A 21,438-nucleotide genomic window follows, 5' to 3' on the forward strand; every position below is an offset into this window, starting at 1 on the left:
GCCTGAGTTTGCGCAGTATTGCGCAGTATTGCGCAGCAGGTTACAGGTACGGAACGAGTTTGCAATACTCCGTAAAACGGTTTTAATGTTAAGACTTGTTAGGATTTAGCGATTAGTGATCTGCCTGATTGGTCTGCCAAAAGAGGCTTTTACCTTAAGATTTCTTAGGATTTCGCTTGTGCTATTTCTTTGAAGTAGGGTGCAGAGAAAAGCATCAACCTTATCAAAACTTATCATTGTGCTGGCTTGGGTGTGTGCAGAATCACTTTCTGCCTTCTCAGCATTAACGTTATCAAATGTTATCATTTGGCTTGCCTGAGTTTTGGTTTTGTAACTTTGAATGCGAAGAGTATTTGCTCTGGGAGGCAATGTTTCTCCGATTTCAAATCGGGAAGATCAGCACGTCCTATCCAACCATAACGGAAATCATTACAGTTGCCGCAGGTGGTTCAGGATTGAGTTATACAATATTGGTCGGATTTTAACCCGCAGCTTTCTGTGGGTTCATAGGACTAAAATTTGACTGATTAGAACTGAGCCAAAGTGAGGACTACGGCAGCAGGTAGGTATATCAAACATACTGAGCTACTTTTAACCAACCCTCTTAAAGAGGGTAGCCTCTGAGTTTATTTCCATGCCTACGTTTCAAACGGAAGCATGACATGGTACTAAACCTGCACCATGCAGGAGATAAGGGATATCAATGAGTTAAAGGTGGATTTTGTGAAAAAGGCCGCATTAAGCCTGTCTTTTAGTCACATCTCAAATCACGAGTAAATGACTGTAATTTGATAAATATACTCAACTGATTTTAAAGGAAATATTTCCCAACGTTGTCTCGATAAGTTTAAAATAATTCATATAAAAAACAGCAGGATACAAAATTGTGTATAAGAGACAGGCATTAAGCAGCCTTGAATTCAGTACGTGGATTTATTTCCAGTTGAGGCAAAAAGACAGTGTATTACCTACGTTTTGTTTCAGTAGATCGCCTAGTTGTTTTGCACCGTCAGAGGTATAGTTGAAATCAGTTGTAGAATTACCAGCGGTACCCAGATTATAAGTTGAACCATTCACCGTCACTTCAAGAGTTTTACTCCCTAAGTTCGGTTGGTTTTGGGTGTCAACTTGCAATTCTATAGTATAAAAAGTACCGATTGGGGCTTCTTCATAATAAAATGTCAAGATGCTTCTAATACCTATAGTGCTTTGAAGATTAGTCAGAGTACCAAAAGTAGGTTGACTTGCCCACACATGTCCACCCTTGGTCAAATATCCCCAATCCTGACCCTGACCCTGACCGCTACTATATTGGCCAGTCCCTATCTCAAGATCAAAAGACAGCATACATTCAACTGGTTTTACTTCAGACAACAATATCCAATCGCAAGCCATCAAATCTTCTGGTGTGGGCTGCCAAGAAAACCAAGTACCATGTTTATCTCTTTTCTCAATATAAACAGAATCATTACCCTGTTTTTTGGAAGTAAGACGCATGTACTCATTAGGGGTGTCCCAATCACTACGATGCAACTTATTCCCCAAATATACTTGAATTATTGCCCACGGACAGGAACCAACTGGTGCAGTTACTGTATCAATCTTAATTTTGTATTGGTCAGGGTTAATTTAACATTGCGTACTATCCAGCTTATTAACATTAGACATAAACACCTCACTTTATTATTCGTTAAAGGTCATTTCATCCTACTGTTAACGCACCAGAAACCTTACTGAGGTCAAATCTTCATCTCAATCGGATTACGACTATAGCAAGGCTTATAATTTGAAAGATGATGCGTGATTCAGTGAGGTGTATATTTGAAGTTTGGTGCTGGTATGACTTAATTTGTAGGGATCGAGATGCTGCTCATATCAACCAAAATCACACCTAACACACTGATTTAAATATGGTATATGGCGCTACCCAACCCTGATATAACCACTTGAATTTGTTTCGTTATGGGAATTCCCATATCTGATTATTTAATAATCTATGTAGCCTTTTTATTTCGTTAATTTCCATCAATAGTGAAGAGAATTTTATTAATGACCCGCCTGCTATTCTATGCCATCCTACCATCAAAACATGCCTCAAATTGAATTCAAGCCGTACTTTCTCGTATTGATGAACCCTTTTATTGATGTTCACCGGCGGAGAAGTCTCCCACCGCCTTCATGTTATTTAGCAATGTTGTATTGTTGATTAGATGAGGGAATGAATATGAGTACTCAAGACAGCAATATCTCTGTAGTGGCTCCAACAATAGAAGATGTTAAAAGAGCAATTGAAGAAGTAACTTCTTTGATGGATGAGCGTTTCGCTAAGCTTGATGCTGATGGTAAATATATCCAAGATATTCGCTTAGGTTCAGTGGAAAGCGCGTCAGTTTGGAAATCATATGGATTTTCTGATTTTCCACCATATGTTATTACTGGTGTTATTAATCATAATTCTGATAAATATATTGATTCTGTTTATCGGCGTCCATTGCAAAAATTAGTTAATGGAGTTTGGTATAATATAGGATTTATATAATGTTACACTTCAGAAAATTCTCCAGATATCCTCCAAGTAATGAAGATGAAGAAGAAATTGAAAAAAGATATAAAGCAATATTTTATCGCAGTGAGGACAATCAAGATTGGTATGCATGTATTTCGAAATTCAATAATGACACGTATAAAATAAAGTACGACTCTAATGGTATAATTGTTGCGATAAGTAAGGATGCTTCAACAATATGCCCTGAAAACGGAAGCATTGTTGAAGTTGAATTATTACCTGATAACATTGATACTCTGGGAAATTGGCAGTATTCAAATGGTAGCATTAAGTTGCGGAGCTATACTCAAGATGAACTTATTGCTCATGCATATGAACATAAGAAAAAATTATTGAGTAAAGCGAATGCTGTAATTATGCCTTTAGAAGATGCTGTAGAGCTTGATATATCAACAGTTCAGGAAATTACTGAACTAACAAAATGGAAACGTTACCGAATACTACTCAATCGGATAGATTGCACTACTGCACCTGATATCGTATGGCCGGAACAACCGAAGGAATGACAAGGTATGTAGCTATGTATTAGCTGTATACCAACTAGACACGGACGTCTAACTAATACCCTTCGTAAATATCACATACCCGCACCACCTACAGAACGGGCATTAAAAAGCAAAGATTTGTCAGTATCCTGTTCTCATGTTTCCAGTGTCAGAATGAAGGCTTTACCTGATGAATAATAAGCCTCATCAAACGGCGGTATCACATGATATTGCCGCTTCCTGCCTGTCCTTAATTTATAGTGAATCTTATTATTTCTTATTTTGCATCATTAATTTGATTTATTGCATATATTGCAATAATATAGCTGTATAAATTATCAGCAATTGAGGTGTAAGTATGAAAATCGATAACAAGGCCATCTTACTGACCCGTCAGCAGATGGACGCCCTACGCAAGATACAGCAGGGGTCAGTTTGGATATCGAAAATTATTGTACGTTAAGGCTATTTTTTGACCCTTTCGACTTTAGCTGGCCTCAGCCGACGAAACTTACCGGAAGCCGGAAGCCGGTTGCTTTTCCAGATATAATCGCCTGTCAGATTTATGTGCTCCCAGCCTAACGGGGACAAATGCGACAACAGTTGTTCGTTGATCTTCAGCCCCTTACGCTTCAGGGCATCGACCGCTCTTTCCATATACACGGTATTCCACAGAGAGATCGCCGCCGTCAGCAGCGTCAGCCCACTGGCGCGATAGCTCTGATTTTCCGGTTTTCGGTCCCTGATTTCTCCCAGCCGGTGCATAAATACCGCACGCGCCAGCGCGTTACGGGCTTCACCTTTATTCAGCCCCGCCTGTACCCGCCGACGCAGTGCAGGATCGCGGAACCAGTCGAGCATAAACAGGGTTCGCTCAATGCGGCCAATTTCTCTCAGTGCTTTGGCCAGCCCGTTTTGTTTGGGATAGCTGGCAAGCTTTTTCAACATCAGGGATGCCGTCACTGTTCCTTGCTTTATTGAGGTGACCAGACGCAGTACTTCACGCCAGTGAATTTCGATCTCTTTCAGATTCAGGCTGGTTGTTGATATCAGTGACTGAAGCGCCGGGTATTGGTCCGCTTTCCCTTTGATAAACAGCTTTTTGTCGTGGAGATCCCTGATTCGCGGACAGAACGCAAATCCCAGCAGATGCATCAGGGCAAAGACATGATCGGTGAAACCCGCGGTATCGGTGTAATGCTCCCTGATTTCCAGGTCACTTTCGTGGTACAGCAAGCCATCGAGCACATGGGTTGAATCCCTGACCCGACTGATTATGCAGGTGTAAAACGGGCTGTATTGATCCGAAATATGGGTATAAAACTGACGTCCAGGCTCCTGCCCATATTTCGGGTTAACCTGCCCTGCATAGCGGCCTGAGCTGCCTGTTCTGAAATTCTGTCCATCTGATGATGACGTTGTCCCGTCTCCCCAGAATGCCGCCAACGGCCTTTTCCCCTGCGCGTTCACCAGCTCTGCGAGGGCGGCTGAATAGGTTTCGTCGCGGATGTACCATGCCTGGATATCTTCCAGTGATGATTTGGTGCTTCCGGGGCAGGCTTCCGCCATTTTGGTCAGACCAAGATTGATGCCATCCGCAAGGATGGTGGTGAGAAGCAGGCGGGAATCGGGACGGGTAATGTCATTTTTTATATGCGAAAAATGTCGGGTAAACGTCGTCCAGCTGTTTACCTCATCGAGAATTTCCGTGATTTTAGGGCGCGGTAGCATGCTGTAAACCAGCTCTGCCAGCGGTGAAACCTGCACCGGGACGCAGTTATCCAACGGAGAGACTTTTACGCCCCTGTCAGATATTTCCACATCGGGCAGCTCACCAAGGGTAGCCATGGCATTGACCTCTTCAAGTTTAGACTGAAGCAGGGTCATACGGCTGGTAATGTACTCACTATAATCAGCAGATACGGGCAGTGGCAGCGCCGGTGTGAGTTTGTCAAAGTCCTTTTTGGGAATGAGGTAATCATCAAAGTTTTTGTAGCGGCGTGAGCCTTTAACCCAGATGTCCCCGGAGCGCAACGCACCCTTAAGCTCGCTGAGCGCACAAAACTCATAGTACTGCCGGTCAATACCCGCAGGTGTAATCACCACTTTGCGCCAACTTTCAGGGACAAACTCAAGCGGCGCTGTCGCCGGAACTTTACGTGACTGCTTCCGGTACATATCTTTGATCACAGCCAGCGCATCAGCCAGAGGTTGCGCTGCTGGGGTTGCGACTAACTGTAAAGCGGACAACATGCGCGGGGCATATTTCCGTAATGTGCTGTATTTCTCGGTAATAATATGCAGCGGATCAAAATTATTTTTCCTGGCGAGATGGCGTGTTTCCTCCAGACTGGCGACAAATTCAGGCCATGGCAGTATATTTTCTATTGCGAGCCATGGATCGCCACCGGAATCACGGGCTTCAGACAGTGCCAAACCGACATCGATGTATTGCCTCAGTTTTGACTGGATCAGCTTTCCGGTCTGTTGAAGACGCTCAGCCTGTGTTCTTTTGGCTTTGCTGAAAAGGCTGTTCAGCATTCGCTCATGCAGCTCAATCACTTCGTCTGTCAGTGTGGCTCTGGCTTCTTCCAGCACGCACACCAGGATCGCATGACGCCGGGCTGCTGAAAATCGGGTCAAATCCCGGCTACTCATCTTTCGGCCTTCCCGCGCCAGTTTCAGCAACCGGTTCTGGTGAATGGTACGATCTATACCTTCCGGTAATGCCAGGGATTCAATGCTACTGAGCCGATCAAGGTGTTGCAGCACGTTCTTACCATTGATTTTACCCGGCGGTTGCAGAAGCCATGTCAGCCTGGAAGATTGATTATCTGAGGACTCAAGTAAACGATCCAGGGCATCCCTGTGAGCCGGAGTTAACGGGGTATTCAGGGTCTGAAATACGATTTTATCGCCGCCTGCCATGGCCTCCGCACAGGTACGCTCCACGACATCAATCGCGGGGATTAGCACGTTGTTCTGCCGGAGATAGACCAGTAACTCTTCGGCCAGGAGAATACCTTTATCGGTGCGAGTCGCCATCGACAGCAGGTGTGTAATACAGTCCTGCTGTATTTTGCCGGTGAACGCCTTTACGCCAAGATAGCGGTACAGTTCGGTTAAATGCTCACGCCGGGTTGTATCCCTGCCGGAAAGGTAAGCAGGCCAGAGATCCCCGGTGAGTTTTAGCCTGCTGGCGATATGCTTCAGCAGTGCATCAGATGGTGGAATTTTTTTATCTGGGGCAAAGCCGACATTTTTCAGGTAGCAAAGAAGGACGGCAAAACCAAAACGGCTGGCGGGTTTACGGTGAGCACTGATAAGCGCCAGATCATGTTCACTAAAATACGCCATTCGGGTCAGCGTTAACTCATCGTCCGGTAATGCCAGTAATGATTCTCTTTCAGACAGAGAAAGAATCTGCCTCCTTGCCATATAGTTTTCCTCGTAAATTATTCAGCACGGTATTTTTAACAAAACTGGATATCGCATAAGGGTACACCCTTATAATATAGTCAAAAATAGGCGAACGACCCGTTAATGAAATAACCTATATGCGATAGAATAAACGCAATAATCTAAATGCGATAACGCGGTGAAAAAAATGTTTATCCGGGCTTATTTAAGAGCATCAACAGCAGACCAGTTTGCTGATCGGGCAAAAGAAATGCTGGAACAGTTTGTTCAGGAACGGGGACATAAGATTGCCAGTTACTATCGGGAAAATGTCAGTGGTACAAAACTCGATAGACCGGAGCTGGGACGTTTACTGATGGACAGTCATCAAAATGACATTTTACTGCTCGAACAAATAGACCGGTTAACCCGGTTGAGTAACCATGATTGGTTGACGCTGAAAAGACAGATTGAACAGCACGAACTACGCATTGTCAGCCTGGATATTCCTACGTCATGGCAGGCACTATCGGATCAAGACCCCTCACAAAACGATCCGGTTACTCGCGCTGTAATTACCGCTATCAATAATATGCTGATAGACCTGATGGCCGCGATGTCGCATAAAGACTGGCTGAGTCGTCGCCAGCGACAAAAACAAGGGATTGAACGGGCACATACACTGGGCAAGTATCGGGGAAAGCAGGCTGACAAAGAAAGACACCAGAAAGTGCTGTATTACCGACAAGTTAAAAAACTGAGTATCCGCGAAACCGCAGAAGCGACAGGTTACAGCATTTCTCAGGTTTGCCGTATACAGGCTCTTTATAAAGAAGTGGTGCCTGATTAAAAAGCAGACTTAACGTACAATAATTTTCGATATCCAAACTGACCCCTTGTTCAAGTAACAATCGATAAAATTGCTCCGAATATTCGTTTACGTGAGGATACTGTGCCTTTAATTTAGTTTTTGCATAATAGACAGCAACCGGTGTTGTTGTTTTTTGCCATTCAACAAACATACGCCAGTAAATTGAATCTGATTTATCTTTCTTTCGCAAACTATCGACCGAACGTTGCGTTCTATCTAGTTCGGCGTCCAGATTTTTTGATTTTTTACGATCTAACAACTCAATACTATCTTCAATTTGTTTGAGTGCTTCAACTTTCTGTTCCTGTAAATCCGGAGCAACCACTGAGCGTTTAATCTTTTTCAGTAGCTGACGCAGCGCGTGTTTGCTTTCTATATCAATGCCTAATCGCACCATATTCAATAAATGACGCTGGTATTTTTTTTCCAGATTTTCAAGCTGACCACTTTTAATTGCCCAGTTTTGGAAGTCAATCAAGCTGCGCCGGATTTCGTCACACGGAATACCTTTAGACATAAAAAATTCCGGTTTCAACCAAATCCGCACGGGCTTATTTTGGCCAGCATCCCTGTCTTTATCCCTATGAACAACGATTTGCTCCAGTTGCTCAAGAACAGACAAAGCATGAAGTGCCACATCATACGATTTACGGCCGTTATCATATTCATGCAATACTCCCATTGCTTTAGCAATAAATTCAAAGGGCACCATCACTTCAAACAGATAATCATGACCGGGGAAAAAATCCGCATTCGCCACGAACGCCAGCGACAACGAAGTTAATGCTTCACGGCTCTCAGAGCGTGTACTGATACGCATGGGTTTTGGCACATAGTGCGGATTTTTTCGCTCGGAATACGGCGTATAGCCCTTTTGACGAAGCGCGATAAGAGCTCTATCCCGCCGCCAGTCATGACTTTTTAGGGTACGAGACAACCGAGCAGGCGTTCCTGTTGGGATTTTGATGTCCTGTTTCGGGATATTGCGCCGATGGATTTTAGGCTGCCCCCGACGTAAAGCGTTGGATTCACCACGCCGGCTACGACGAACAGAGAGATCAAATGTTGATTGGGTGTGTTGATTTTTAAACACATCCCCTGCACTTATGGCGGGGGTTAAAAGGTTGCAATAGAAGTTTCATCGTTCTATACTCCTATGCAGAAACCACTAATTCGATTTCTGCAAGTGGGCCCCATATATCTGATGCAAGCCGCCAAGTTTGATACAGATTGTGGGGTTTCTTCTTTTTAGCGGTTAGTTAATCACGTTATTAACTGCCCGCATTTAGTCACCTTTCGGCGTGACTGACCAACGAAAAACCCTGATAAGCTAGCACTGTGAAACAAAAAATTCAATAAACCTTTATAATTGCTTTTGTTCTCACCAATACTCTATCTAAATTTATCAAAAAAATAAAATCAGTAAACAAAAATTAAACAATATTCATACTAGCACCGGAAGAATAAACTCTCAAGAAAGTTATGACTTAACATCATTAGTACTGTGATCCGCACTGGCTCGTTCGATTAAGCGACTAATCATCTCACCTTGAGATACTCCCTCTACTTTGCACATTTTTTGTAACTGTAGCTTCAGTTCATTAGATACATATACTCTAATAGATTTATCATTTGCAGCTTTACGACGAGCAATAAAAGCCTGCTGTCTTTCAATCCCAGTTAATCGGTTACCTTTTCTGTATGGGCGTTTTGAAGAAGAAGTAGCAGTACTTGTTTGTGGCATAGAACCCCCATGCATATAATTCAAAATCTACTTATTGGCGAATAAATCAGTATATATCATAACCAGTTAATATGGGTTATTCCCGAACAATGCACAGGTAAATTGAGGTAAAAGTCACAGCAACAGTTTGACGTCTTCTTACCTAACCGTTAATATTTTTTCTACAAAAACGATCCATCGCCTATCAGGATCGCCTTCGGGTGGCGAAATAAAACTCCTGTAGCCTGAAAGGGAGAGCAAAATAGCGGTACATCTGCACACTTTTGGAAGCAGATATCGTCTGACGATGAAAGTTATCCTGTCACTTTATACACCAGACAGGCTTATCACATACATTGAGCAATATCCTGCTACGGTCACCATAACCGTTTTACCTTATACGACTTTTACCTACGCTTTAAGTCACGCACAATAAACGTCCCGAAAACTTCGCGGCGTCACTTGCGTTTAAGCGAAGCGATTACCAAGTGACGCCGCCAGGTGATCAACGTCCAGAGCACGTCCGGTCTGGCTTTACGACCGATTTGAACCCCGTACTACTCAGTGTCACCACTTTTCATTGGCATTTTTCTGCCTTAATTCACTTATTTCGTTTGTTTTTCACTCACCGCCTTGTAATAGGCCGATGCAGTAAAGAAAGGAGATATCACACGTCACGAATAATGAGGCATTCATCCTGATTGAATCAGGCACTGAACGGGGAGTAAACCATCGCCGTGCTGAGCACGCAGCGAACTCCTGCAAAAACTCAACATAACCCTCGCCCTGCTACACATTATCTGACGCACCACGGAACGGTGAACCTAACCGACACGCAGGGAAAATGTTTCGAAATAAGTAAAATGAGTCTGAAAACAAAGGGGAAATACGGATAGCGAAGTGATCACGAACGAGAATAAATAACAAAGATTGATTTAGCCGTCCGTTTTCTTCCCTGAGTTTGTGCGCTTTTGAGAGGAATTATAGCCGTTAAACTTAGCGGTTTAGTTATTGAGTAAGCTAAAACAATCAGTTAAAGTATTCCCGCCATTGGCAAATACCAATGGTCAGGGATTTGCAACCCTGTGGACACTTCACTGGTAGGATATTTCTACCAGTGTGCCTGCGTTCGCCTTTTCTATGGGGATTCAGGCAGGGGAGGTTTCGACCTCGCCGGATGAGTGTCCCGGTATTGCAAACCCTGTCTGGATCGCCACCATCAATATTAATTAATGGAAAGGGGTAGCAGGAATGAATAACAATGTTAGAAATGACTGGCATCAGGCCGACATTATTGCTGCATTACGTAAACGCGGTACAACCTTAGCAGCACTCTCCCGAGAAACGGGACTCAGCTCATCAACACTCGCAAATGCATTCAGCAGACCGTGGCCTAAAGGTGAATGGATCATCGCAAATTATCTCGGCATCCATCCCTCAGAGATTTGGCCTAGCCGTTATTTTGATCAGCGTGGTCAACTTATTGAGCGTAAAATTCGCAACAAACCACAGAAATAACCCACCTTTGTTTTTTAGCCAGTTTGTGAAAATGATAAATTTTGATATGAAGCCGTGAGATTTAAATGGCAGCCTGATTTAGCCATTTTTAAACTCCACGGCTTTTTTGGTTTACTTTGACTTTGCGTGCTATCTAAAACCATATCCCCGTTTCTATGTTTACCAGCTCACCTTTTTCATGTGGAATTTTATGATCTCTCAATAGCCCTCCTGATAAGCAGGTTAAGCCAGAACACAAAATTCTATCCCCCCTCTGAAATTGATGCGAAATTCTAGCGATTTCACCCTGAAATTTTTCATTAAAAATGATTTAAAACAATAAGATAAAAATGAAATATCTATGGAGAAAAATAAGCAAAATAAAGCGTTTTTCAATTAAAAAATTTTACATTTATTATTTTATGTAGGATATTTAAATAAAATCAAAAAACCTACATATAGAGTAAAGATATGAATGAACCCTATAAACAATTAGACAAGGTTGCGCAAAGGTCAGTTCGTCTACTCCAGTCACTCAGCGATCAAATCCAAAGCCAAAAGCAGGAGCTGAGTAAAACAACTTATTACCAAACGTATTCAAAAGCGGCTCTCGCAAAATTACCAAAGTTAACGCGTGCAAGCGTGGATTATGCCGTTAACGAAATGGAAGGACAGGGATATGTATTTGGCAAGAAGCAAGCAGGCTCTTCATCCAAGTACGCAATGACCATTGAGAACATCATAGATTTATACCATCACAGAGGCGTACCCAAATACCGGGATCGCTATCACGAAGCTTTGACTTTCTTTATCGGGAATTTGAAGGGCGGAGTATCTAAAACCGTCAGTACAGTTTCCCTGGCACATGCATTACGTACTCACCCACACCTGATTTTCGAAGACCTTAGGATCTTGGTCATCGACCTTGACCCACAGGCATCGGCAACTATGTTCCTCGATCATAAGCAGTCGATCGGCTCTGTTGATACAACATCAGCCCAAGCCATGCTGCAAAACGTTTCACGCGAAGAGTTACTGTCTGAATTTATCACATCCTCAGTTGTTTCTGGCGTAGACATTATCCCAGCATCCATTGAAGACGCATTCATTGCATCACGTTGGGAAGAACTTTGTGCAGAATACCTGCCAAACCAGAACATCTATACCGTTCTGCGCGAGAATATCATCGATAAAGTGAAACACGATTACGACTTCATCTTTATTGACAGTGGGCCACACTTGGACTCCTTCCTCTCTAACGCGATCGCAGCCGCAGATTTTCTGATGACGCCAATTCCACCTGCACAAGTGGATTTCCACAGTACACTGAAATATCTAGCTCGCTTGCCGGAGCTGGTAGACATAATCGAATCGACAGGCGCATCAACTCGCCTCAGAGGTAACATCGGTTTTATGTCCAAACTAGTGAATAAGACCGATCACAAGCTGTGCCATAGCCTGGCAAAAGAAATTTTTGGTGGTGACATGCTTGATTTTTCTATCCCGCGACTGGATGGGTTCGAGCGTTGCGGTGAGTCCTTTGACACCGTTATTTCCGCAAACCCTGCCACGTATATCGGCAGTGGGGAAGCATTAAAGAATGCGAAAGGAGCAGCAGAAGACTTTGCCAAAGCAGTTTTTGACCGTATTGAGTTCATCAGAGCTAACAGAGGCAACAATGCAAAATAAAAAACGTCCAACTATCGGAAGAACGTTCAATTCAGTATCCTTGGAAACACCGGCAGTAAACCAAACTACAGAACAGCGTTTCACACTTGCTTCCGGACAAACAGTCATGTTTCAACTAGAGCACATTCCAGCCAATAAACTGGAGTCTGAAACGACCGTTAATTTTTGGGTCAACGGCCGGGATCAAAGCGCACTGACAAAAGAATCTGTCAGCGACATCATACGTACTATCAATCTTCAACAGTTCTTCCCGGCAATAGGCCGTCGTATTGATGGCAAGATAGAGATTCTGGATGGTTCTCGCAGACGTGCTGCTGCTATTTTCTGTGGTGTAGGTTTAGATATCTTAGTCACGAACACAAACATAAGCACCGATGACGCAAGACAACTTGCCGCAGATATCCAGACTGCAAGAGAACACAACATTCGTGAAGTCGGTCTGCGTCTGATCCGATTACGGGAAGGGGGGATGACCCAAAAAGAAATTGCTGAATCTAACAACATGTCACAAGCCAAAGTGACTCGCGCAATCCAGTGCGCTTCAGTGCCTAGCAATATTGTTGCCGTGTTCCCTATTATGGCAGAATTGAGTTACGCAGATTATAAAGCGCTTTTGGACGTCACCGTTGACATAAAGAAAAATAAACTTTCGATTGATGAAGTTGTTAGCTGTGTGCGTGATGAAATCCAGAATATGAACAAAACCAAGCTGGTTGCTTCCGACGAAATGAAGTCTATCATCATCAAGCTGTTTAAAGATTTTAGCAGCAACAAAGCAAAAAAAACCGCAGTAGAAAAGCAGCAGGTAAGCTCCCTTTGGGACTTCAAAGATAAGGATTCTTTTGCCCGCAAACGAGTTAAAGATAGATCTGTGAGCTTTGAATTTAATCGCGTACCAAAAGAATTTGAGGAAGAACTGGAAAAAATGATTCAGGTGTTAATGAAAAAATACTTCAATTCAGACAAATAATTCTTAAGCCGATTTAACTTGTAACAGATAAATTTATTCTAATTTACTTGAAGAATTTCAGAGTGAAATCGCCAAAATTTCATCGCAGAAGATAGCTTAACGGATACCTAAAAAGTAGAACTGAAGAAGCTGTTGAAATTAAATAAGGTAACAAATTTACAACGCATGTGACCCGATACGAAACTACACATGTAAACCGCACTGCTTAATTGGGCGCTTACGATAAATGTTTATACCGTTACCAACATTTAGTAGCAAATGCGTTTGCTAGAATAAAACATTTTCGTGCCATAGCAACAAGGTACGACAAGCTTGAACGAAATTACGCCAGTATGCAGGCACTGGCGTTTATTATTGTCTGGCTATCAATGTGGGTTGATTGGATAATGAACATGAAACATCAACACACCCTAATATTATGAGAAAATTTTACTTATGAGTGCTTCTGTTTTTACATGCAGTCCTCAGGCATATCTTTCATCTGACAAAAGGTCATCCCATTAAATAAACCATTACTATCCATAGTCCAGGATGGATTCATAGGAATAGAAGGAATAGGGACGTTTACTGGACCGTGATTAATCGCTTCTTGAACTACTGTTTGAACAGCTGCGCCTACTGCGCCCACAGCAGCCCCAACAGGACCTCCAGTGATTGCACCTAAACCTGTACCCCAAGCTATATTTTTACCTAAATCACTGATAAGTTTATCATTAGCTTGATCAACAGAATCACCAGCCCCTGAAATAAAGTTTAATTCATTTTGTGATAATGTTTTCATGTTTTATCCTTTTATATATAAAGAGTATAAGTAAATTTATTGCAATAGAGACTAATGATGAGATAAAGCATAATAATACAAATCCATCAAAAAGATTGCAATTATGAGTAATATAAATACTGCTTAATGGGTAAAAAAAACAAACAAACAAAGATAGTAACGACAAAAATACTATTTGCTTCCTAATGTTAATTTTATTCTTTCGTTTATATAGGTAAATTATATATCCCATAATTGAAAGAAAAATCGGAGCGAAACCAAAAGGAAAAAAACTCATTATTCCTCCTTGTCAAGATATAATAGATATTATATACCCAATGGCAGGGCGCGAGCACACTATTTTAGCTGCCTTTTATAGGTTATTATTTTTAAAAAAACAACTTTAGCAGTGTTTTTGTCGAGCTATATTTAATCAAAAATACAGTTCTTTAAACTTTTATAGCCAACCAAAGAGTTAAAGAACGATATCAACATTTTAAGTACGAATATTAATCAAAGTATGCTCGCGCCCTGTACCCAATGGGTTTCAAGATGCAACGAGGCTGCAAGGGAATGAATCCCCGGGAACATAGATAACGATGTGACTGGTGTGTGTGAGTGCAGCCAAAAAAAACGACAACTTGAAAGACAACAGGTATATCAAACCTCATTTATATCATGCTCATTTTTTTATTTTAAAACTGTCACTCTGTACCCAATTCCTGCTATTGAAAATGGTGTAATCTTGTGCATATTCTGTGGCATGTATTTAATGGGAGACTTAACCATTTAATACATACCCAAAAACAAGAAATTACACAAACCTATGAACAGAGCAGGACTCCACTTTGTGGAAAAATAACCATTGAACTGATATTGGTTATTTCTCACACTCAATGCAGTTTTATTGAGATGTTTCGATATCTGCCATATATATTTTTTATGCGAAAATAGAGTGATATTTTCGCAAATAACCCTGTTTAAGGTACGAGATCTAATCCTAATGAGCAGGGTCTATTAAATAGTTAATTTAGATTGTGAGAAACTTACCTTTGGTTAAATACAAATTTAATCCCATTATGTACTCAATAATAAGTATTTTCATATTAAAATACTTCAATTTATTTGACTGAATTGCATTGCCTTATATAAAATAATCGATACTGTCAAGATCAATAAATATTTATAAAGATGATACTCATAATAATGATACAATCTGATGAGATGAACGTCCCACATGGCGTCATTTGTACCAAAATGAAATAGCATACTCATTTTACGGGAGCGTCCATCATGCGTAATAAAATTCTTGGTATTGATTTAGCAAAATCGGTCTTTCAGCTCTGTTTGCTCGACGGTAATCACCTTGTCTTTAATAAAAAAATGACTCGCAATCGGTTACTGGATGCTGTCAGACAAATGGAACCCGGGACTTTGGTTGCGATGGAGGCTTATAGCACTGCCCACTATTGGGGACGGATGGTTGGGCATCTTGGCTTTGAGGTTTGCCTTATCCCCCCTCATCACGTTAAAGCTTTCGTCAAAAACCATAAAAATGATGCTAATGACGCTCTGGTAATTTGTGAGGCTGCGAATCGGCCTGATATGCATTTTGTGCCAGTGAAAAACCTTTCTCAACAAGACCTTTGTGCTCTCCATAATGTGCGACAGTCATTAGTTCAGAAACGCGTTGCCACCTCTAACCAAATCAGAGGACTGGCGGCAGAATATGGCATCGTTTTTCCGCAACGCTGCTGCCCTGAGACAATCGCTGTATGAAGCACTTGAGGATGCTAGTAATGGATTAACGGTGGTTACACGTAGGATTTTTAAACAACTTTATGAAGACTGGCTGATATTGCACCAACGAACAGAGGAAATAGAAGAAACCCTCAAATTGCTATCATCACAAACGGCGCAGTGGCAGCAATTACAATCTATTCCCGGCATTGATCCCCTAATCGCCTCTGCATTTATCGCTTATGTCGGTGATGGAAAGCAATTCAATAACGGCAGGCAACTGGCGGCTTGGCTAGGGTTGGTTCCCCGATAAGCAAGTAGTGGTGGGAAAACACAATTAGGTAAAATCACCAAAAATGGTAATCGATACTTGCGTTGTATTTTAATTCATGATGCCAGAGCAGCCATGCAACGCAGAACGTTACGGCACGATGCACTGGGTGACTGGATGCAGTCTTTGGTTAACCGGCGGGGGTTTAATAAAGCGTGTGTCACTTACGCCAATAAATGCGCCAGAATATGCTGGTCAATCATGGTTAATAATAACGTGTTCCAGGTGAGCAAGGCCTTTGCCTAAATAAATTTGTTTCATTTTCAATAAAATTGACTTCAGTTGATGAGCTAAACGGTTATCTGGCCTTATATGACTATTAGGTTGATAATTACACGAGTTATACTTAATTATTAGTAGGTTGTATCAGTTCATGCTTCTACTAAAAATCCTCCTCATGCTTTGGCATATAAGGTATTTTTCAAAGTAATTAATAGCTATTTTTAGGGAACAAAAATAATGAAAAAATGATTACAAAGTAAGTTAAAAATTCTTTCTGGTGCTGTAGGATTTATGAGATGTGATGCGTAGATTAGTTCACTTGCGCTATGGAGTACTAAATACCCAGCAATCATATGATGAAAACTATGCTATCAAAACTTGACAATAAAGACGGTAGCTTATTTATGTGAATGCAAGAAATTTTAATATCATAATTGTCATTTGGAGGTTTCATTGTTTCGTCAGCAGGCTATTGAGAGTCGGAAAAAAAAATGGAGGGGAAAAACCATTTTGCTACCAGGCGTATCCCCTTGGTTAGTTAGTATATTCAGTGTTTTTTTTCTTGTTGCTTTTCTTATATTTATTATTTTTGGTACATATACAAGAAGAGTAAGTGTTACTGGAGAAATTACCACCAATCCTAGGGCAGTAAGTGTTTATTCTGGAGTACAGGGGTTTGTGGTAAAACAATTTATAAGCGAAGGACAAATAGTAAAAAAAGGTCAGCCAATTTATCAAGTTGATGTTGGTAAAAGCACGCTCAGTGGGGTTGTCAGTGACAATCAGAGAAAAGATATTATAAACCAATTGACAAAGATTGATGGGATGATTGCACGGCTTAAAGAAAATAAAAAAATTACACTCGAAACATTAGAAAAACAAAAAAAACAATATACTGAGGCATTTAAAAACTCATCTGAGATAATTAAAAGAGCTGAAGAAGGTATAAAAATAGCCAAAAACAATATGGATAATTATCGAAATTATCAAGCCAGAGGTCTAATTAATAAGGACCAGTTAACTAATCAGGTATCAAATTACTACCAACAACAGAACAATCTGTTAAATCTAAGTGGACAGAATAAACAGAATTTATTAGAGATAACAAGTTTAGAAAGTCAGACTCAAACACAAGCCGCGGAATTTGATAACCGCATATATCAGATGGAGATTCAAAAATATGAATTACAAAAAGAGCGGGTAAATACGGATGCCGGTAGTGAGATTATTATCCGTGCTTTATCAGATGGAAAAATAGACTCATTGAGTCTAACAATTGGTCAAATGGTAAATGTGGGAGATAGTTTGTTACAGATCATTCCTGAAAAAATAACAAATTACTATTTGGTTACCTGGGTTCCTAATGAGGCCATTCCCTATATTTCAATTGGAGATAGAATTAATGTCCGTTACGAGGCTTTTCCCGCTGAAAAATTTGGTCAGTTTGCAGCTACTATTGAGTTAATATCTAAGATTCCAGCTTCTTATCAAGAAATGCTTACTTATCAAGGTTCCCCTAAGAATACCCAAGGTCTTTCTATACCTTATTATAAAGTTATTGTTAAACCTGAATATCAGCACATTCACTATAGAGATAAATCTATGCCACTGGAAAATGGCATGAAAGCACAAGCCACCTTATTTCTCGAAAAAAGAAAAATTTATCAATGGATGTTGTCACCATTTTATGACATGAAACACAGCGTACAAGGACCAGTCAGTGAGTAGCATTACATTGAAATCCCTCTTAGGTAAATTGGATATTGGATTACGCTATCGTATACCAGTTATTCATCAAACAGAAATATCAGAATGTGGGATGGCATGCCTCGCAATGATAGCGGGGCATTATGGTAAAAATATAGATCTGATAACGTTGAGACAAAAATTTAATCTATCAGGACATGGTACTACATTGGCAGGAGTGAAAGACATTGCTGACCAGTTAAATATGGCAAGTCGCGCCCTATCATTGGATTTGGATGAAATTAGCTCCCTAAGAACACCTTGTATTCTTCATTGGAACTTCAACCATTTTGTTGTGCTAGTTAGTGTAAAAAAGAATTTTTTTGTGATCCATGATCCGGTTCAAGGACGTCGAGTCGTCAGTCTGGCGGAAATGTCACAATCATTTACTGGTGTTGCGCTTGAAGTTTGGCCAGATAGTGAATTTACCAAAGAAAAAAATAAGAGCTTAATTCAATTAAAAACCTTGATTTCTAGCATCCATGGCATCAAAGGCGCTCTGGTAAAAATTTTTTTCCTGTCAATTGTGATTGAAACCATTAACCTTGTGTTACCTATAGGAACGCAGCTGGCTATGGATCATGTTATCCCTGCGAGTGATAAAGGGCTATTAACTCTTATATGTTCAGGGCTCACATTGCTTATTCTGTTAAATGCCGCAGTGAGTATGGTTCGTGCCTGGTCATCACTAGTAATGGCAACACTTATCAATATACAGTGGCAATCAGGATTATTTAAGCACCTATTGGGGTTATCACTGGATTATTTTGAAAGACGTAAGCTCGGAGAGATTCAATCCCGCTTTGCATCTTTAAATGCACTGCGTGAGACATTCACAACCAGTGTCGTTGGTGCCATTATGGACAGCATTATGGTAATCGGGTTATTCACCATGTTGTTATTATATGGCGGTTATTTAACATGGGTTGTATTGGGATTTACGGCCACTTATATCTTGATTCGTCTATTTACTTACAATTACTATCGTCAGCTATCTGAAGAGTCACTGGTCAGAGATGCTCGTGCCAGTTCTTATTTCATGGAAACACTATATGGTATAGCAACCGTCAAAACGCAAGCGATGGGTAAGCGGCGCAGTACTGACTGGATTAATCTGAAAATTGATGCGATCAACACAAATATAAAAATTATTAAGATGGATCTTTTTTTTGGCGGAGTTGATACATTTATTACAGTCACTGATCAAATATTGATTTTATGGTTAGGAGTTAGTTTAGTTATTGAGAATCAGATGACTATTGGGATGTTTGTCGCGTTTGGGGCGTTCCGCAGCCAATTTTCTGCGCGAGTTTTTTCACTGACCAACTTTTTACTTAAATTACGTATGATGAGCTTGCATAACGAACGTGTTGCAGATATTGCTCTCAGTGAACAGGAATCTCAGAAACCCGAGAAGCCTTATCAGGCAGCAATGTTCCCCGTGTCATTAGAAACACAGGAGCTCAGTTTCAGCTATGACAGTCAATCTAAGGCTATTTTCAGCAAAAAAAATATCACTATATTGCCAGGAGAAAGTATAGCAATTATCGGTTCTTCAGGCGCGGGAAAAACTACATTAATGAAAGTACTGTGCGGATTATTTGAACCGAGTTCAGGAAAGGTGCTCATTGACGGAATTGAAATTCAGCAGCTGGGAATTAACAACTACCGTAAGATGATCGGGTGTGTGATGCAAGATGATAAATTATTTTCGGGTTCAATACGGGAAAATATTTGTGGTTTTTCTGAAGAAATAGATGAGACATGGATGACAGAATGTGCTAAGGCCAGTTATATTCACGAGACTATTACAGCGCTACCGATGGGCTATGAAACACTAATAGGTGAGTTAGGTGAAGGATTATCAGGTGGACAAAAGCAGCGTATTTTTATTGCACGGGCGATTTATCGTAAACCCAGTATATTGTTTATGGATGAAGCAACCAGTGCATTGGACAAAGAAAGTGAGAATTTCGTAAATCAAGCGATAAAACAATTAAATATTACCCGAGTAATCATTGCTCATAGGGAATCAACTATTGCTTCAGTTGATAGGGTCATCCCTCTGTAAGCTCATGGTGTACTCACCTTGCAAAGCACAGCAAGTTTTGTGGTTCTGTCGCATTAACCTTGGTCGGGTAACATATCGTTTTTATTATATCGAGTAGAAAACGGGATCACTCCCGCTATCCTCTCACAGAGAGCATAAAAATCCTGTCGAGGATTGGGCTATTTTTGCCCATCCCCCGATAGGGTTCAAAGTTACTTTTGGGGTTTCGGGAGTAACGGAACAGTAAACACCTTTAAGCGGTCAATTTAAATAGCCAAAAATTAGGTAGCCAATTTACGAGAGCATAAAAATTCTATGGTCGCCCTCGTTTTTGCAACACTCATTTTGATGAATTTTGGGCTTGCTTAAATCTATCCGGCGTCACTATAGGCAAGGAGCCTGCGCCTCGATGAGTTCCGCGCCTGATGAACCTTAAAAGTGTGCCGGCTTCAAGGAGCCAATTTTTACGCTAGGTTTCTCATCAGGCCGGTAGGCCGTTCATGTCATCAATTATCAGTCTTCGCAAAACCTGTGGGGTCTCGTTTCAAATTTGTTCACAACAGGCTTGATTTAAGCTTCAAATACCGTGTGTTGTGTTGTAATAGCCCATGCTATCCGGGCAAGTTTATTAGCCAATGCACAGGCTACAATATTAGAATGTTTTCGTTCAAGTTGCTGCTTAACCCAGTCAGCCAGTTTGCCCTTTCTATGCTCGATATGCAGTATGAACGTTCGGGCACAGAGCACCAACAGTTGTCGGAGTGTCTTGTTACCCCGTTTACTGATCCCCAATAAGGTTGTCTTTCCTCCGGTACTGTACTGGCGGGGCACCAATCCCGTCGAGGCTGCAAAATCCCGGCTGTGGGCGTATTGTTTCCCATCGCCCAGTTGTGAGGAAAGCACACTCGCCGTGATGGGGCCAATGCCGGGGATCGTCATCAGCCGTTGTCCGATATCATCCTGAGCAACCTCCTGTGATAGAGCAGTTTCAATCTCGGTGATTTGCTCAACCAGATAGTGATAATGTGCCTGTAACCGCAGTAATACCTGCACCAAATAAGGGGGAAGTTCATGTTCAGCCAGCACAGCAGAGAGCCGTTTTATCACGGCAATCCCCTTGGGCATGCTGATACCAAATTCAAGCAGGAAAGCCTGCATCTGGTTGGTGGTTTTGACTTTATCCCGGACTAGTGATTCCCGGACACGGTGCAGGGCGCGCATGGCTTGTTGGGCTTCTGTTCTGGGCTGAACAAAACGCATTGATGGCCGTGAAGCAGCTTCACAGATAGCTGTCATTTTCAGAAGGCGACTGCACAGAATGTCAAAAGTCGACTGCACTTAATTGTTGAAGTAGGATATTGAAGATTCAAGCGTTGACATTATGGGGTG

At 41.4% G+C, this 21,438-nt stretch carries 14 protein-coding genes and 3 pseudogenes; 10 read left to right on the plus strand and 7 right to left on the minus strand.

Translation table 11 applies throughout. The annotated features are described in order from the left end of the window. Nucleotides 1-105: 105 nt before the first annotated feature. On the minus strand, nucleotides 106-306 hold the full coding sequence (locus tag Xentx_RS14335) for a hypothetical protein (protein ID WP_074020937.1): 201 nt from the start codon (nucleotides 304-306) through the stop codon (nucleotides 106-108). A gap of 627 nt (nucleotides 307-933) precedes the next feature. Further along, the gene (locus tag Xentx_RS14340; protein ID WP_083600988.1) at nucleotides 934-1,629 is read right to left on the minus strand and encodes a Thoeris anti-defense Tad2 family protein; all 696 of its coding nucleotides are present in this window, start codon (nucleotides 1,627-1,629) and stop codon (nucleotides 934-936) included. A 595-nt stretch (nucleotides 1,630-2,224) separates the two neighbouring features. Here Xentx_RS14340 and Xentx_RS14345 point away from each other — a divergent pair. After that, nucleotides 2,225-2,539, plus strand: coding sequence for a hypothetical protein (locus Xentx_RS14345; protein ID WP_074020940.1), 315 nt, complete (start codon nucleotides 2,225-2,227; stop codon nucleotides 2,537-2,539). Beyond that, complete coding sequence (locus Xentx_RS14350; RefSeq protein ID WP_074020942.1) at nucleotides 2,539-3,072, plus strand: tail fiber assembly protein; 534 nt, start codon at nucleotides 2,539-2,541, stop codon at nucleotides 3,070-3,072. The genes Xentx_RS14345 and Xentx_RS14350 overlap by 1 nt, the downstream gene beginning before the upstream one ends. Nucleotides 3,073-3,516: 444 nt before the next feature. Here Xentx_RS14350 and Xentx_RS14355 read toward each other — a convergent pair whose 3' ends face one another. Then, on the minus strand, nucleotides 3,517-6,489 hold the full coding sequence (locus tag Xentx_RS14355) for a Tn3 family transposase (RefSeq protein ID WP_074020944.1): 2,973 nt from the start codon (nucleotides 6,487-6,489) through the stop codon (nucleotides 3,517-3,519). 169 nt (nucleotides 6,490-6,658) lie between these two features. On the opposite strand from Xentx_RS14355, the gene Xentx_RS14360 reads away from it, so the two are divergent. Further along, complete coding sequence (locus Xentx_RS14360) at nucleotides 6,659-7,300, plus strand: recombinase family protein (RefSeq protein ID WP_074020945.1); 642 nt, start codon at nucleotides 6,659-6,661, stop codon at nucleotides 7,298-7,300. On the opposite strand, the gene Xentx_RS14365 is transcribed toward Xentx_RS14360, so the two are convergent. Then, nucleotides 7,200-8,414: a hypothetical protein gene (locus tag Xentx_RS14365; RefSeq protein WP_074020947.1), complete on the minus strand. Its 1,215-nt coding sequence runs from the start codon at nucleotides 8,412-8,414 to the stop codon at nucleotides 7,200-7,202. The genes Xentx_RS14360 and Xentx_RS14365 overlap by 101 nt on opposite strands. A 387-nt stretch (nucleotides 8,415-8,801) precedes the next feature. Further along, nucleotides 8,802-9,065, minus strand: coding sequence for a RepB family protein (locus tag Xentx_RS14370; protein WP_074020948.1), 264 nt, complete (start codon nucleotides 9,063-9,065; stop codon nucleotides 8,802-8,804). 1,230 nt (nucleotides 9,066-10,295) lie between these two features. Here Xentx_RS14370 and Xentx_RS14375 point away from each other — a divergent pair. The 4 genes and pseudogenes from Xentx_RS14375 to Xentx_RS14390 form a co-directional block, all read left to right on the plus strand. Then, a complete protein-coding gene (locus Xentx_RS14375; protein ID WP_074020950.1) occupies nucleotides 10,296-10,562 on the plus strand; it encodes a helix-turn-helix domain-containing protein in 267 nt (88 codons plus the stop codon). Between the two features lie 450 nt (nucleotides 10,563-11,012). Next, entirely contained in the window at nucleotides 11,013-12,230 is a 1,218-nt protein-coding gene (locus Xentx_RS14380; protein ID WP_074020952.1) for an AAA family ATPase, read from the plus strand. Continuing rightward, the gene (locus tag Xentx_RS14385) at nucleotides 12,220-13,200 is read left to right on the plus strand and encodes a ParB/RepB/Spo0J family partition protein (protein ID WP_074020953.1); all 981 of its coding nucleotides are present in this window, start codon (nucleotides 12,220-12,222) and stop codon (nucleotides 13,198-13,200) included. Before Xentx_RS14380 ends, Xentx_RS14385 begins: the two co-directional genes overlap by 11 nt. 221 nt (nucleotides 13,201-13,421) lie before the next feature. After that, a pseudogene (locus Xentx_RS14390) lies at nucleotides 13,422-13,622 on the plus strand (hypothetical protein); the annotation flags it as partial. Nucleotides 13,623-13,651: 29 nt separating this feature from the next. Here the strand turns inward: Xentx_RS14390 and Xentx_RS14395 are convergent. After that, complete coding sequence (locus Xentx_RS14395) at nucleotides 13,652-13,981, minus strand: E492 group microcin (RefSeq protein ID WP_074020955.1); 330 nt, start codon at nucleotides 13,979-13,981, stop codon at nucleotides 13,652-13,654. Nucleotides 13,982-15,253: 1,272 nt separating this feature from the next. Here Xentx_RS14395 and Xentx_RS14405 point away from each other — a divergent pair. The 3 genes and pseudogenes from Xentx_RS14405 (at nucleotide 15,254) to Xentx_RS14415 (ending at nucleotide 20,070) form a co-directional block, all read left to right on the plus strand. After that, nucleotides 15,254-16,277, plus strand: a pseudogene (locus tag Xentx_RS14405) (IS110 family RNA-guided transposase). 429 nt (nucleotides 16,278-16,706) lie between these two features. Further along, entirely contained in the window at nucleotides 16,707-17,981 is a 1,275-nt protein-coding gene (locus tag Xentx_RS14410; RefSeq protein WP_074020958.1) for an HlyD family secretion protein, read from the plus strand. Continuing rightward, nucleotides 17,974-20,070, plus strand: coding sequence for a peptidase domain-containing ABC transporter (locus Xentx_RS14415; RefSeq protein ID WP_074020960.1), 2,097 nt, complete (start codon nucleotides 17,974-17,976; stop codon nucleotides 20,068-20,070). Before Xentx_RS14410 ends, Xentx_RS14415 begins: the two co-directional genes overlap by 8 nt. Nucleotides 20,071-20,619: 549 nt before the next feature. Here the strand turns inward: Xentx_RS14415 and Xentx_RS14420 are convergent. Then, nucleotides 20,620-21,339: pseudogene (locus Xentx_RS14420) on the minus strand (IS110 family RNA-guided transposase); the annotation flags it as partial. Nucleotides 21,340-21,438: the final 99 nt, after the last annotated feature.

Source organism: Xenorhabdus thuongxuanensis, assembly GCF_001908095.1.
Lineage (GTDB): Bacteria > Pseudomonadota > Gammaproteobacteria > Enterobacterales > Enterobacteriaceae > Xenorhabdus > Xenorhabdus thuongxuanensis.

Excerpts from the sequence above, each read along its gene's own strand:
- Xentx_RS14385 (WP_074020953.1), top strand. The coding sequence starts at position 12,220 with ATGCAAAATAAAAAACGTCCAACTATCGGAAGAACGTTCAATTCAGTA.
- Xentx_RS14350 (WP_074020942.1), top strand. The coding sequence starts at position 2,539 with ATGTTACACTTCAGAAAATTCTCCAGATATCCTCCAAGTAATGAAGAT.
- Xentx_RS14355 (WP_074020944.1), bottom strand. The coding sequence starts at position 6,489 with ATGGCAAGGAGGCAGATTCTTTCTCTGTCTGAAAGAGAATCATTACTG.
- Xentx_RS14380 (WP_074020952.1), top strand. The coding sequence starts at position 11,013 with ATGAATGAACCCTATAAACAATTAGACAAGGTTGCGCAAAGGTCAGTT.
- Xentx_RS14375 (WP_074020950.1), top strand. The coding sequence starts at position 10,296 with ATGAATAACAATGTTAGAAATGACTGGCATCAGGCCGACATTATTGCT.
- Xentx_RS14335 (WP_074020937.1), bottom strand. The coding sequence starts at position 306 with ATGATAACATTTGATAACGTTAATGCTGAGAAGGCAGAAAGTGATTCT.
- Xentx_RS14360 (WP_074020945.1), top strand. The coding sequence starts at position 6,659 with ATGTTTATCCGGGCTTATTTAAGAGCATCAACAGCAGACCAGTTTGCT.
- Xentx_RS14370 (WP_074020948.1), bottom strand. The coding sequence starts at position 9,065 with ATGCCACAAACAAGTACTGCTACTTCTTCTTCAAAACGCCCATACAGA.
- Xentx_RS14345 (WP_074020940.1), top strand. The coding sequence starts at position 2,225 with ATGAGTACTCAAGACAGCAATATCTCTGTAGTGGCTCCAACAATAGAA.
- Xentx_RS14395 (WP_074020955.1), bottom strand. The coding sequence starts at position 13,981 with ATGAAAACATTATCACAAAATGAATTAAACTTTATTTCAGGGGCTGGT.